General features: G+C 70.1%; 16 protein-coding genes. 14 read left to right on the forward strand and 2 right to left on the reverse strand.

All coding sequences use genetic code 11. The annotated features are described in order from the left end of the window. Window positions 1-17 precede the first annotated feature (17 nt). The 13 genes from VGB24_RS12045 (at window position 18) to VGB24_RS12105 (ending at window position 10,485) form a co-directional block, all read left to right on the forward strand. Window positions 18-1,034: a tetratricopeptide repeat protein gene (locus tag VGB24_RS12045; protein WP_331073192.1), complete on the forward strand. Its 1,017-nt coding sequence runs from the start codon at window positions 18-20 to the stop codon at window positions 1,032-1,034. 69 nt (window positions 1,035-1,103) lie between these two features. Next, window positions 1,104-1,766, forward strand: a complete 663-nt coding sequence (locus VGB24_RS12050; protein ID WP_331073193.1) for a zinc ribbon domain-containing protein — start codon at window positions 1,104-1,106, stop codon at window positions 1,764-1,766. 76 nt (window positions 1,767-1,842) lie between these two features. Then, on the forward strand, window positions 1,843-2,295 hold the full coding sequence (locus tag VGB24_RS12055) for a c-type cytochrome (RefSeq protein ID WP_331073194.1): 453 nt from the start codon (window positions 1,843-1,845) through the stop codon (window positions 2,293-2,295). 164 nt (window positions 2,296-2,459) lie between these two features. Then, window positions 2,460-2,687 (forward strand): helix-turn-helix transcriptional regulator, encoded by a 228-nt coding sequence (locus VGB24_RS12060; RefSeq protein WP_331073195.1) that lies wholly within the window; start codon window positions 2,460-2,462, stop codon window positions 2,685-2,687. After that, window positions 2,684-4,000 carry a HipA domain-containing protein gene (locus VGB24_RS12065; RefSeq protein ID WP_331073196.1) on the forward strand — a complete coding sequence of 439 codons (1,317 nt, stop codon included), beginning with the start codon at window positions 2,684-2,686 and terminating at the stop codon, window positions 3,998-4,000. Before VGB24_RS12060 ends, VGB24_RS12065 begins: the two co-directional genes overlap by 4 nt. Window positions 4,001-4,190: 190 nt before the next feature. Further along, window positions 4,191-6,248 carry an NAD(+) synthase gene (locus VGB24_RS12070; RefSeq protein ID WP_331073197.1) on the forward strand — a complete coding sequence of 686 codons (2,058 nt, stop codon included), beginning with the start codon at window positions 4,191-4,193 and terminating at the stop codon, window positions 6,246-6,248. A gap of 81 nt (window positions 6,249-6,329) precedes the next feature. Then, window positions 6,330-7,079 carry an SDR family oxidoreductase gene (locus VGB24_RS12075; RefSeq protein ID WP_331073198.1) on the forward strand — a complete coding sequence of 250 codons (750 nt, stop codon included), beginning with the start codon at window positions 6,330-6,332 and terminating at the stop codon, window positions 7,077-7,079. A 244-nt stretch (window positions 7,080-7,323) separates the two neighbouring features. Then, complete coding sequence (locus tag VGB24_RS12080; RefSeq protein WP_331073199.1) at window positions 7,324-7,908, forward strand: hypothetical protein; 585 nt, start codon at window positions 7,324-7,326, stop codon at window positions 7,906-7,908. Between the two features lie 145 nt (window positions 7,909-8,053). After that, window positions 8,054-8,416: a hypothetical protein gene (locus VGB24_RS12085; RefSeq protein ID WP_331073200.1), complete on the forward strand. Its 363-nt coding sequence runs from the start codon at window positions 8,054-8,056 to the stop codon at window positions 8,414-8,416. Window positions 8,417-8,582: 166 nt separating this feature from the next. Continuing rightward, window positions 8,583-9,110: a hypothetical protein gene (locus VGB24_RS12090; RefSeq protein WP_331073201.1), complete on the forward strand. Its 528-nt coding sequence runs from the start codon at window positions 8,583-8,585 to the stop codon at window positions 9,108-9,110. 16 nt (window positions 9,111-9,126) lie between these two features. After that, window positions 9,127-9,471, forward strand: a complete 345-nt coding sequence (locus VGB24_RS12095; protein WP_331073202.1) for a TfoX/Sxy family protein — start codon at window positions 9,127-9,129, stop codon at window positions 9,469-9,471. Between the two features lie 76 nt (window positions 9,472-9,547). Beyond that, window positions 9,548-9,958 (forward strand): peptide-methionine (R)-S-oxide reductase MsrB, encoded by a 411-nt coding sequence (gene msrB, locus VGB24_RS12100; RefSeq protein WP_331073203.1) that lies wholly within the window; start codon window positions 9,548-9,550, stop codon window positions 9,956-9,958. A 167-nt stretch (window positions 9,959-10,125) separates the two neighbouring features. Continuing rightward, on the forward strand, window positions 10,126-10,485 hold the full coding sequence (locus tag VGB24_RS12105; protein WP_331020819.1) for a hypothetical protein: 360 nt from the start codon (window positions 10,126-10,128) through the stop codon (window positions 10,483-10,485). A gap of 85 nt (window positions 10,486-10,570) precedes the next feature. Here VGB24_RS12105 and VGB24_RS12110 read toward each other — a convergent pair whose 3' ends face one another. Next, window positions 10,571-11,434: a helix-turn-helix domain-containing protein gene (locus tag VGB24_RS12110; protein ID WP_331073204.1), complete on the reverse strand. Its 864-nt coding sequence runs from the start codon at window positions 11,432-11,434 to the stop codon at window positions 10,571-10,573. 91 nt (window positions 11,435-11,525) lie between these two features. Here VGB24_RS12110 and VGB24_RS12115 point away from each other — a divergent pair, with 91 nt between their 5' ends. Beyond that, entirely contained in the window at window positions 11,526-11,783 is a 258-nt protein-coding gene (locus VGB24_RS12115) for a hypothetical protein (RefSeq protein WP_331073205.1), read from the forward strand. Between the two features lie 5 nt (window positions 11,784-11,788). Here VGB24_RS12115 and VGB24_RS12120 read toward each other — a convergent pair whose 3' ends face one another. Next, window positions 11,789-13,072, reverse strand: coding sequence for a tetratricopeptide repeat protein (locus VGB24_RS12120; RefSeq protein WP_331073206.1), 1,284 nt, complete (start codon window positions 13,070-13,072; stop codon window positions 11,789-11,791). Between the last annotated feature and the right edge of the window lie 209 nt (window positions 13,073-13,281).

The following is a 13,281-nucleotide window of genomic DNA, read 5'->3' on the forward strand; positions in this document are numbered from 1 at the left end:
CTCCCGCTCCGCCGCCCGTGACCTTCGGCCCCGAGAGCACGCTTCGCCCGCTGCGCCAGCGCGCCTCCGACCTGGACGCGCTGCGCACGGGCGCCAGCGCGCCCGGAGCCATCGTGCGCGTGGCACACGCGGCCGACACCACGCTGCGCCGCATGCTGCGCGACGACACCACCGCCCCGGTGGAGCTGCGGCTGCGCGCGCTTTCCGAGGACGACCTTTCCACCCCCGACCTGCTGGCCGAACTGCGGCGCCGCAACCGCGTGCCCATGGAGCTGGCGGCGGCGTTCCACGAGCTGCACGGCGCCGCCGAGCGCATCGGCCGCGGGGCGGATGCGCTGCCCCGCGACGCCGAGCTGGCGGTGTCCGTGGCGGGTGGAATCGAATCGCACGTCCTGGCGCTCCCGCCGGCGCACCTGGAAGACCCCGCGCTCCCGGACGACGACGAGCCGCTGGTGCGCGACGACGAAGCGCCCGTGCACGCCGTGCCCGCCGAGGCGCGCCGCCGCTTTCCCTGGCAGGCGCTGCTGGCGCTGGCCGTCCTGGGCCTCCTGCTCGTCGCCGCCGTCCGCATGCGCGGCGGCGAAGACGACGGGGCACTGCAGCGGGGCGAGCAGGCGTTCCTGGCGGGCCGCGTGGCCGAGGCCGAGCGGGAGTTCCGCGCCCATGCCGGCGAGCATCCGCGCGACGCGCTTGCACGCGTGTACCTGGCCCGCATCTACCGCGAAGCCGGCCGCCCGGCAGACGCGCGGCGCGAGCTGCAGGCGGGGCTGGACGCCAACCCCGAGCACGCCGAGCTTCATGCAGAGCTCGGCTACCTGCTTCTGGATGCGCGCCGCGCTCCCGAGGCGGTGGAGCGCTTTCGCGTGGCCCTGCGGCACGACGGCGAATCGCTCCGCGCGTGGGGCGGCCTGGTGCGGGCCCTGCGCGAGTCGGGCCGCGCCGCCGAGGCCGACCAGGAGCTGCGCCGCGCCCCCGCGGAGCTGCGCACGCTGATGCGCTCGGCCCCGCGCGCGCCGGCGCAGTCGCAACCCTGACGCGCGGAAGCCCGGTCCCGGCGCTTTCGCACTCACGCACTTCCGCACTCACGCACTCACGCACTCTCAGTGGACGCACTCGACCGGCTGTACCGGCGCATCGCCACGGCGCTTGCCCGCGACCCCGGGCGGGCGCTGACCATCGGCGACCTGTACCAGGAGGTGGTGCCGTACCGGCTGATCCGCTCGGAGCTGGGCTTCGCGGAGCTGGCGGAGTACGAGCACGCCCTGCTGCGGCTCCTGGCGGGCGAGCGCGAGTACCTGGAAACGGACCGCGCGGAGGTGATGGACGAGTTCCGGCGCGAGCTGCAGGCGCCCAACCCCATCCTGGGCATCTACCGCGACTATGCCGAGGTGGGGGTGCAGCCCAACCCCTTCGCGCAGCCGCCGCAGCCCGATCCCACCGCGCCGCCGGTCGTCGCATCCGCCCCGGCGTCCGCCGCGCCGCGGGCCGCATCCACGCCCGCCGCGGAGAAGCCGGCGGAAGCCGCGGCCCCCGCCGATCCGCCCCGGCCGCGTCCCAAGCCGTGCCCGGCGTGCCGCTCGCCCCTGCCGGTGGAGCGGCAGGCGCGCTTCTGCCCCTTCTGCGGCAAGGTGCTGGTGCCCGTGCCCTGCGCAGACTGCAGCGCCATGCTGGAGCCCGAGTGGGGCTTCTGCGCCACCTGCGGCGCGCCGCGTACGGCGGGCGCGGGAAGCCCGCCCGCGTCGCGCCCGGAACAACGCTTGCGGTAGCGAACGCCCACAAGCGGCCCCGCCCGGGACATTTCGGTTCGGCGGCGGTCCGGTCATGACGTTTCGGACGGAGCCGATGCGGAAGCAGTGGACATGGATGGCGGCGGCGCTGGTGCTGGCCGCCGTTTCGGGATGCGACAGGGAAGCACGCCGCGCGGGCAGCGGCGATGGAGCCAAGGGCGGGCCCGCGGACGTGGCGCCGGGAGATTCCGGCCCTCCGCCCGGGCAGCTGCCGCAGGGCGTTACCCCGGCGCAGGGCGGCCAGGGCCGCGCGCTGTACCGCTCCGCCTGCGTGATGTGCCACGGCGAGACGGGGCAGGGAACGCAGTTGGGCCCATCGCTGGTGGACGACCAGTGGAGCCAGGGCACCGGCGCGTACGAGGAGATCATCCGCGCGGTGACCGGCGGCGCCCCCGCCACGGAGCAGTTCGGCGTGCCCATGCCGCCCAAGGGCAACGGCAAGTTCACCGACGAGCAGATCCGCGCCGTCTCGGCATACACGTTCTCGCTGGCCCGGCGCGGCACGTAGCGCGTGGACCGAACGCCGAGGACGAGGCCCCGCACTTCGACCAGAGGTGCGGGGCCTTGCCGTTCCCGGTGGCCTGATGTTAGTGATCATTGACATTTGCCGATGTGTCAGCGATTGTTAACATATCGCCTAATGTTAGTGATCGCTTACAGACAGGCCGGCGGATGAAAGTAAAGACGATCCGCGAGATCGGGCTGCTGGCGCGCGCTGAGCGGAAGCGGCTGGGGGTTTCGCTCCAGGCCGTCGCGGAGCGCGCGGGCTGTACGCGCCAGTGGGTCGCCGCGCTCGAGGCCGGGGGCGAGCGCCTGGAGGTGGCGCTGGTGCTCCGGACACTCGCCGTGCTGGGAATTCACCTGGACGCCCACCCCTCTTCCGGGCAGGAACGGTCGTGACCCCGCCGCCGGAGCTCGTCGTCCTGCTGAACCAGGTCGAGGTGGGCACCCTCGCGTCCGTGGCCGGCACCGGGGTCTATCGCCTGCGGTACGCCGACCACTGGCGGAAGAACCCGTACGCCTACCCGGTTTCTCTCTCGCTGCCGCTGGCCGCACCGGAGTACGAAGGGGTCCAGGTCCGCAACTGGCTTCGCGGCCTGCTCCCCGACAACCCGGCGCGCTTGCAGGAGATCGAGACGGAGTACGGCGTGTCGCGCGACGACCCGTACGCCGTGCTCGCTCACGTGGGCGAAGACTGCGTGGGCGCGGTGCAGTTCGCGGCGCCCGAACGAGCCGCCGAAATCGCTGGCGGACGCATCGGCGGGACGATCGAGTGGCTGGACGAGACGAGCCTGGAAACCCTGCTCGCTGAGATCGCCGCGAGGTCCGCGCCGGACCGCCGCGCGGTGCGAACGGGCCAGTTCAGCCTTCCCGGCGCGTTGGGCAAGGTCGCACTCGTCTGGGATCCCATGCGCGAACGGTGGGGACGGCCCTCGGGCCAGGCACCCAGCACGCACATCCTCAAGCCGCCCATGCCAGGGGTGGCCAACCACAATGAGAACGAGCACTTCTGCCTGCGGCTTGCGCAGGCGGTGGGCCTCTCGGCGGCGAAGTCCAGGGTGGTGCGATACGGGTCACAGGGCGCCATCGCGGTCGAGCGGTACGATCGCGAACGGTGGCCGGATGGAACGCTCTCGCGCCTGCACCAGGAAGACATGGCGCAGGCCCTGGGCCTGGACCCGGCCCTGAAGTATGCCGCCGAGGGCGGCGCCGGCATCCGCGAAATCGTCCGCTTGCTCCGCGACTACGCCGATCCGGACGACGTCGGCGCGTTCGTCGGGTACGTGGGCTACGTCTGGATCACCGCGACGACCGACGCCCACCTCCGCAATTTTTCGCTCCTGATCTCCGGAGGCGAAAACGCGGAACTCGCCCCGTTGTACGACGTGGCGAGTGCGCTGGGGCTCGTCCGGGGCCGGCCTCGCCGCCCGCTCCGCATGGCGATGGCGATCGGGGGTACCACCGAGCTGCAGGAGATCGGCCGAGACGCCTGGGTACGGGAGTTGGCCCGAAGCCGGCTGCCGCGCGGGGTGCTGGACGACGTAGCCGCCCTCGCGGAGAGGATCGCAGGCGCGGCGCCGCGCCTGGCCGAACAGCTGGCTGAGGATGAGGGTCTGGATGGAAAGTTCCTCCATCGCCTCGCCCGCGACATTGCGGCGCGGGCGAACGGCTGCCGGTCTCTGCTCGGCACCCGCGGACACCCACCGGGCTGACTGGGGATGGGGGGCGCTGCGGCCGCGCCACCTCTGCTGTCGCATTCGAAGTTCTCCCCTCTCCGCACGCAGTTTGTGCGGGGAGGGGCCGGGGGAGGGGCAGGGCCGGGGGAGGGGCCTCCCCTCGCCTGCGCCCCCGCCGTTGGCTATCCTGTGGCGCAGAGCCGTCCCTGCGACCGCGGAGAACCGAATGCGCGCACCGTTCCATTCCATCTACTCCCACGGGTTCGTCCGCGTAGCCGTCTGCGTCCCGGCGGTGCGTGTGGCAGACCCCGCGTTCAACCTGGAGCACACGCTGGAGCTGGCGTGGCGCGCGTCGGATGCCGGCGCGGCGGTGGCGCTCTTTCCCGAGCTGGGAATCTCGGCCTACAGCTGCGAAGACCTCTTTCAGCAGGACGCGCTGCTCGAGGCGGTGGACGACGCCATCCGCGAACTGATGATGGAAAGCATCGGCATGAGCCCGGTGCTGGTCGTCGGCGCGCCGCTGCGCTTCCACGGGCGCATCTTCAACTGCGGCGTGGTCATCTACCGCGGGCAGGTCCTTGGCATCGCCCCCAAGACGTACCTGCCCAACTACCGCGAGTTCTACGAGCGCCGCTGGTTCAGCGCGGCCCGCGACGCCGACTTCGACCATGTGACGATCGCGGGCAACACGGTGCCCTTCGGCAACGACCTGGTGTTCGAGGCCGGGAACGTCCCCAACTTCGTGCTGAACGTGGAGGTGTGCGAAGACGTCTGGACGCCCATTCCCCCCAGCAGCTACGCCGCGCTCGCCGGCGCCACGGTCGTCGCCAATCTGTCGGCCAGCAACATCACCGTCGGGAAGGCCGAGTACCGCCGCGACCTGTGCGCCACGCAGAGCGGCCGCTGCATCTGCGCATACCTGTATTCCGCCGCGGGTCCCGGCGAATCCACCACCGACCTGGCGTGGGACGGGCACGCGCTGATCTACGAGCACAACGACCTCCTCCGCGAGTCGCAGCGCTTCGACGACGAGGAGCAGGTGATCATCGCCGACGTGGACCTGGACCGGCTGGCCCAGGAGCGGTCGCGGATGAACACCTTTCGCGAGGCCGCGGGCGACGCGGGCGAGCGGGTGTCGCGCATCCGCCGCGTTCCGTTCCACTTCCAGGTGCCGGAAGGCGAGATTCCGCTGCGGCGCGACGTCGGCCGCTTTCCGTACGTGCCCGACATCGCCGCCGAGCGCGACGCCCGGTGCTACGAGGCGTACAACATCCAGGTGCACGGGCTGATGAAGCGCCTGGCCGCGACGGGGATCCAGAAGATCGTCATCGGCGTGTCGGGGGGGCTCGACAGCACGCAGGCGCTGATCGTGGCCGCGCGGACGATGGACCGGCTGGGGCTGCCGCGCACCAACATCCTGGGGTACACCATGCCGGGGTTCGCCACCAGCGACTCCACGAGGGGCAACGCCCACGCGCTGATGAAGGGGCTGGGGATCACCGCGGCCGAGATCGACATCCGCCCCAGCTGCATGCAGATGCTGCGCGACATCGGCCACCCGTACGCCGAAGGCGAGGCGGTGTACGACGTGACGTTCGAGAACGTGCAGGCGGGGGAGCGCACCTCGCACCTGTTCCGCCTGGCCAACTTCAACGACGGATTGGTGCTCGGGACGGGCGACCTCAGCGAGCTGGCGCTGGGCTGGGCCACCTACGGCGTGGGCGACCAGATGTCGCACTACAACGTCAACGCGTCGGTGCCCAAGACCATGATCCAGTACCTGATCCGCTGGGTCATCGATACGGAACAGTTCGACGCCGGGACCAACCGGGTGCTGCAGTCCATCCTTGACACCGAGATCTCGCCCGAGCTGGTGCCCGCGGGCGAAGGCGAGCCGGGCGAGGGCCCCGCGCAGAGCACGCAGCAGAAGATCGGCCCGTACGAGCTGCAGGACTTCACCCTCTACTACATCACGCGCTACGGCTTCCGCCCCAGCAAGGTGGCCTTCCTGGCGCACCACGCCTGGGGCGACCGCGCGCGCGGCCCGTGGCCGGAACTGCTGCCCGAGGAGCGCCGCAACCAGTACGACCTGGCCACCATCAAGCGGTGGATGGAGGTGTTCCTGTGGCGGTTCTTCAAGACCAGCCAGTTCAAGCGCTCGGCGATGCCCAACGGGCCCAAGGTGGGCTCCGGCGGCTCGCTCTCCCCCCGCGGCGACTGGCGCGCCCCCAGCGACTCCGAGGCCACCGTCTGGCTGGACGAGCTGCGCCGGAACGTGCCCTGACCTGACATTCGCCCGGCACGCTTCTGGCCGTGCGCGCCGTCCGCGTTCGCGGGACGGGAACCCGGATGGAGAGTGGCGGCGATGGCGGATGCCAACTGGTACGAGGCGCAGGCGGTAGCGGGAAAGCGGATCGTCGTCACCGGGGGAACGAGCGGCATCGGGCGGGCGACGGCGCGGCTGCTGGTCGCCCGCGGCGCGCGCGTGCTGATCGTGGGCCGCGACGACGAAGGGGTGCAGGAGGCGCTGGGCGACATCCGGTCCGCGGGGGGCGAGGCCTACGGATGCGCCGCCGACCTCTCGCAGCTGGACGCCGTGCGCCGCGTGTTCCGCGAGGCCGACGAGCAGCTGGGCGGTCTGGACGTGCTGGTGAACAACGCGGCCGTGTTCGGCGGCGAGTGGGGCGAGGAGTCGCTGGAAGAGGCCGAGTACGCCATCCGCACCAACCTGGTGGGCTACGTGGCCTGCGCGCACGAGGCGTTCGGCCGGCTGAAGGGCGCCGGCGGCCACGTGGTGAACGTGGGCTCCATGAGCGCCGACCAGCGCGAGGCGAAGGGGCCCACGTACGCATCCACCAAGGCCGGCATCCAGGCGTTCAGCGAGGCGTTCCGCAAGGCGGCCAACGAGGAGGGCGTCAAGGTGACGCTCATCGAGCCGGGCAAGGTGTCTACCGACATGATCGACAAGCCCGACCGCGAGAAGCAGCGGCTGGAGGAAAGGGGCAAGCTGCTGCGCCCCGAAGACATCGCCGCCTGCGTCTACTTCGCGCTCACCCAGCCGGACCGCTGCGACATCGTCGGCATCCAGGTCCGCCCTCACCTGCAGGTGATCTAGCCGGGTTCACCCGCTCAGGGAGGGGGGCACGCCACGGCAGTCGGTGTCCTTCGGTCATGTGTGGCGGATCCCTCAGTCGCTGCCACCGACGGCGCACGCGGCAGGTTCGCCGGGGCCGCTCCTCCATCGGGATGACAGGTGCAATCCCCTGCGCGGGTCTGGCGCGGCGGGCACGCGGGCGCTACGCTATTCACGCCTTCCGCGGTACCCTTCCCGGCCCATCCCGAATCCCGGAGACCCAACGATGCAGTATCCGCTTCAGCTCTCGTTCAAGCTGCTTGCCCTCGCGCCGCAGATCTACGTGCGCGACGCAAGCGGGCAGGTGCGGATGTACGTCAAGCAGAAGCTGATGAAGCTGAAGGAGCAGGTCACCGTCTTCGCGGACGAGCGCCAGACCCAGCCGCTGTACCACATCGCGGCCAACAAGGTGATCGACTGGTCCGCGCAGTACAACTTCAGCACGCCCGACGGAACGCAGATCGGGGCGGTGCGCCGGAAGGGAATGCGCTCGCTGTGGCGCGCGCACTACGAGATCGTCCGCGACGGCCACGTCATCTTCAACCTTCGCGAAGAGAACCCCCTGGCCAAGGTGGGCGACGCGCTGTTCGGGCAGATCCCCGTGTTGGGCATGCTCGCGGGCTACGTCTTCCATCCCAAGTATCTGGTGTCGCGCCCCGACGGCACCCCCGCCATTCGCGCCACCAAGCAGGCGGCGCTGTGGGAGGGCAAGTACGCGGTGGACCGGCTGACCGAGCTGACCCCCGAGGAGGAGGGGCTGTCGGTGCTGAGCCTGCTGATGCTGCTGCTGCTGGAACGCCGCCGCGGCTGATCGGTTCCCGGCGGTTCCAAGGCCCCGGCTCGCCTTCCGCGCGCCGGGGCCTTTCGCGTTGTGGCGCCAGGCAACCATCCGGGCGGACCCGGGGTCGAATCGGGGTGTACGACAGGCACGCCACAACTCGTTGCCGCAAGGAAAGATGCGCCTCCGCACCCTGTTCGCCGCCCTGCTCCCGCTGCCGCTGATCGCCGCGGTGGCTCCCCGATCCGAGCTGGTGACGCTTTCCGGCTACTACACGGTCAAGTGGGAAGAGCAGTCGCTGCGCGTGTGCGGCGAGCGCGGGCCCTGGTGGGTGTCCAACCCCGGCCCGGTGCTGGAGCCCTACCGCGAGTTGGTGGAGGGCGAGTACGGCACCATCTACGTCACCGTGCGCGCCGACGTGACGGGGCCGGGAATGTTCGGCCACATGGGGATGTACCGGCGCGCCGTGGCCATCCGCGAGGTGGTGGAAGCCCGCGCCGCCACCCGCGACGACTGCCGCGCGAGGAACGAGGCGGACTGACGCGCGGCTTCATCGCCACCGCAGGACCCGCAAGGCCGGCCGGGAGCTCTCCCCGCCGGCCTCACTGCGTCCGCCAGTCGCGCAATCGAAGGCGGCGGAGTATTTTCCGCCCGCTCCCCGGAGCGACTTTCCGTCCGATGGACCTACGCCGTACCTGAACGAGCTGATGAATGCAGATCCGTCGAACCTGGGCCCCGATCCGTACGATCCGGCCGTTCGCCGCAGGAACGTCCGCACGCTGCTGATCGTTGCCGCCGTGCTGATCGGCGCCGGCTTCATTCCCGCCACGCTCAAGCGCTTTCAGCAGCCGGAGGAGCGCTTCGAGGTGTACCGGGAAGCCACCGACGCCAAGGCCGTGGAGCGGGGGCTGCTCCCGCGCTTCGTGCCCGCGACCGCGACGGAGATCCACACCCGCCACAACCGCGACACCGACCAGCGGTTCGTGCGCTTCACCTATGCGGACAGCGCGGAGTTGAAGGCGCTCACCGCGCGGATGCGCCAGCTGCCCCTGGCCGAGGTGGAGCGGGTGCTGGTTCCCACGCCGGGGTGGAGCCGCTGGTGGCCCATCACCTCGCGCACCCTGTCCGGCAGCCAGGGCGAGCGCCTGCTGGTGTGGGAGATCGCCTCCGGCCCCGACCGGGGCTACCTGGCCGCCGATCCGCGGACGAACCACGCGTTCTTCTGGAGCCGCTGACCGGAGCCCGACGACCATGGCCGTGAGCGCCGACTACCGCGAGTACGTGCTGGAGCAGATGGGGCGAGTGGCGCCGGTCAGCGGCCGGGCCATGTTCGGCGGCGTGGGCATCTACTCCGACGGGCTGTTCTTTGCCCTGATGGACGACGGCGCGGTGTACCTGAAGGTGGACGACACCAACCGCGCGATGTTCGTGGACGCCGGCATGAGCCAGTTCGATCCGTTCGGCGACGGCCAGCAGGTGATGAAGTACTACGAGCTTCCCGCCGACCTGCTGGAATCTCCCGACCTGCTGCGCCCGTGGATGGACGCGGCCCTCGACGTGGCCCGCCGCGCGCGAAAGGGCAAGAAAAAGAAGTAGACGAACGGCTCAGTCCGCTGCGGCGGGTGTATCATGGCTCGACGAAGGCACCGGGGACGGAAACGAGAGAGAGAGCATGGCCGAGAAGATCCAGAAGACCGATGCCGAGTGGCGGGCGCAGCTGACGCCCGAGCAGTACGAGGTGGCGCGGCTGAAGGGCACGGAACGCGCGTTCACCGGGGCGTACTGGGATACCAAGGACGAGGGCGTGTACCGCTGCATCTGCTGCAACGAGGAGCTGTTCCGCAGCGACGAGAAGTTCGATTCCGGCTGCGGATGGCCCAGCTTTACCGCCCCGGCCTCGCCCGAGGTGGTGGGCGAGCACGCGGACTACTCGTTCTTCACGCGGCGTACCGAGGTGGTGTGCAACCGTTGCGGAGCACACCTGGGGCACGTGTTCAACGACGGCCCCGCGCCCACCCGGCTGCGCTACTGCATCAACTCGGCTTCGCTCTCGCTGGAGCCGAAACAGGGCGAAAAGCCCTGATTTCGGTCGCGAAAGCCCGCTTGTGACGGAAAAAGGCACATTGCCTCTTGTCCCATCGCGGTCCACGCTGTAACCTGTGCAGCGAAAGCGGCCAGATTGGCTGGCCGGGATTTCACACCCAGAGGACGGGACGGTGACGGGTGCCGCCGCGTAAAGATACCGCGTCCGTGGAGACGCTTCGGGAAGCCGCGCGTACCTTCGTGGATGCCACGTCGCTGCGCCAGGCGGCGCGCGACATCGGCATGAGCCCCACGGGCCTGCGTGGGTTCCTGGATGGAGCCGATCCGTACGTGAAGACGGAACGCAAGCTTCGCGCGTGGTATCTGCGCGATGCCCAACGCAACGTCCAGGCGGTTTCGCCAGAGGCCGCGAACAACGCGCTGAAACTGCTGGTGGGGCACTTTGCCCCCGAGCAGGGCCGCGGCGCGGTGCTCGACGTGCTGCAGGTGGTGGAGGGGCGCTGCGTTTCGACGCAGACACCCATCCCCGCCTGGATTCCGGCGCTCCGCACGCAGTACTCCGAGTAGCACCATCTCTCGGTGTCGTACGGGGGGACCATTCCATTGTGAAGGGTCCCCCGTTCGGCATTCCTGAAACCCGCGTCGCCCGGGCTCATTCCGGCTTGCGGTGCGGCCCGGGGCGCCGGCGCTCGCGGGCGGCCTCGCGGGCCTGGTGCAGCGCGTGGTTGAACGCCGCGCCCGCCGTGGCGAATGCCCCCGCCCGGCGCAGGGCGGTGCTGTCGACGCCCAGCGAGGTGGTGATGGCCCGGCGCAGCGACCGCTCGCTGGCGTAGCCGCTGGCATAGGCCGCGCTGTACACGGTGCGGCCGGGGTCGTCCAGGAGCATGCACCCCAGCAGCAGGCGAATCCACGCCTGCGTGTGCCGGGGCGCGGGGAGCCCCGCCCGCAGGCAGCGCGCGGTGAGCGTGCGCGCGCTCACGCCCAGCCGCTGCGCCAGCTCCGGCGCCTGCCCTCCCTCCACCGCCACCTCCGCCGCCGCCCGCAGCAGTCCGCGCGCGTCGGACCCCACGTAGCCGTTCAGCACCGCTTCCAGCCTGCGTTTGAACGGCCGCGCGTGCGCCTGCCACAGCACGTGCCGCAGCACGCCGGGCGTGCGGAACGGCCCCAGCGGCGCCACCTCCGATACCCCCCAGTCCAGCAGCATCTGCACGTCGCCCGCTACCTGCGGGCTCAGATCCATCACGGCCAGCACCGGCACCGACGGAAACCGCTTCAGCAGGTCGCGCACGAGCGGCAGGCGCGCTCCGCTGGGTTCGCCGGCGTACGGATCCACCACCACGATGCTCGATGGCGACGCCCCTCGCAGCGTGTCGTCCAACTCGTCCCACCCGGGCTCGACGACGTCGTAGCGCGGTGGCACGTTCGTGAACAGGCTTCGCAGGGAAGGCTCCATCACCATCAGCAGCAACCGCTTGCGCGAGTTGCTGCGCGCATCTGGCGGAACAGGGGCGGTCATCTGCGCTGGGTAGCTCGTTGACTAGTGGTCAAAGTGGACGACAGAATTGCCGGACGTGCATCACTCACCCACCAGTTCAGGAGTTCAACCGATGAAGTCCATGCGTCTCGCCGCCGCCGCCGCGTTCCTTGTGCTCGCCGCCTGCTCGTCGTCCGCCACCGAGCCCGCCGCCACCCACGCCGATAGCCCCAGCTTCGACGGCGGGAATACGATGGGCTCCGGAAACGCCACGGGTGAGGATGGCGGCGGCATGATGGGCTCGGGTAATGATGCCGAAACCACCACCTCGGCGGACTCCACTGGCGCGGTCGACGGTCGGGGGATCAACACGCTGGGCTCGGGGGGCTGAAGCGCTTAGATCGCCCCCGAGCAACCCACGTGAGTCTCGGCCGATGCCAATGACGTGAGGACCTTCACGAACAGCGGATCGTCGGAGGTTCGCTCGGGGGTGATGTAAACCTCTTCGGCGGAGCGATGTTGCCGAACGCACTCGAGAGCGGCCTCGGCCCTGAGCCGAGCATCCGATTGGTTATGTGCGGTCGCAGTGTCACGGGCGTTCAGCAACATCTCTTCGGCATCCCGCCACTCGCGGGCATTCGACGCCGCAACGGCCAAGTCGATCAGCGCGGCTGCGTTCGAGATCGTGGTGGTTTGAACCAGAGATTGCGCCTCTCGGAAAAATTGAGAGTAGAGGTCGTACTCGCCGCAACCGCTGGCGGCACGAGCGCCCGACGCAAGAACCGTCAGTCGTTCGGGACTCTCTGTGAAGCAGGCGAGCAATTGTCGCAACACAGGAAGAGCACGCGCGAACTGTCCCCGCATCATCCACAATTGCGTTACATCATGCGCGAGGGCAGGAAGGCGGGGATGGCCTTCCTGGTATATGTCGAATGCTGCCCGCGCGTATTTTTCGGCGGCCGAGAAGTCTCCCGTGGCGGTGCTCAGGCCGACCAGATCGTGAAGCGCCTCGCCTTCTCTATCATGCAGTTTGTGCCTCCGTGCACATCGAAGGGCGTCAGTGTGGGCCTGACCTGCTTCGCGGTACTTCCCCATCTGGAAGCGGACGTTTCCCAAGGCGGTCAGTCCTGCACCCTGGGCCTCCCAGTCTCCTGTAGCAACTGACACCCGAACGCAACGCTGAGCCCACTGCTCTGCTTCGCGCAGGCGGCCGCGCGTTCGAAGGAGCCGCCCGACCGTCCATGCGTAGCGCGGGTGCTCGGGCCAGGCGAGCGCGGCGGCCTCGGCGAAAGCCAGCGCCGTGGACCACGCCTCGCGCGTGAGCGCCCAGTCGGTCACGCAAAGGCACGCGCGCGCGATGGGCTCCGGCGTGGGATCGCCGGCCAGCTCGCCCACCAGCACGGCCAGGGGATAGCGCAGCTCAGGCTCCCACGAGGCTACCAGCAGTTCGCACTCCCACGCGCGCATGGCCTCGGAGTCGAAGAGGGCGGGGCGTGCCTCGGGCGTTTCGGCGGCCCACATCAGCACGCCGCGAAGCGTCTGCCACACTGCAAGCGACACTTCGGGGCCCAGCTCGCGCACGATTTCCGCGCCCGCCACCTCGCCGCCGGGAATGCTCAGCGGCCCGGTGAACTCGGCGGTGCGCGGGTGCCCGCCGGGGCGGGCGGCGTTTGGCTTCATCGGGCGCTCCTGGCTGCGTGCTGGCGAACGTGGACGGCGGGGCCGCGCCGCGGCGCCCGCGCATCATCTTTCCCGGCCCATTTTAAGCCTGACCCGAACTGCCGTCTACAAGCGTACAGGACCGCCCCCCATGTGCCACCGACCGCACAAACTCGGGACTTGTGCGGATCAAGTGGACGAAGTAGACTAATGCTGTTTCGTCTACTTTG

This window comes from Longimicrobium sp. (assembly GCF_036399935.1).
Taxonomy (GTDB): Bacteria; Gemmatimonadota; Gemmatimonadetes; order Longimicrobiales; family Longimicrobiaceae; genus Longimicrobium.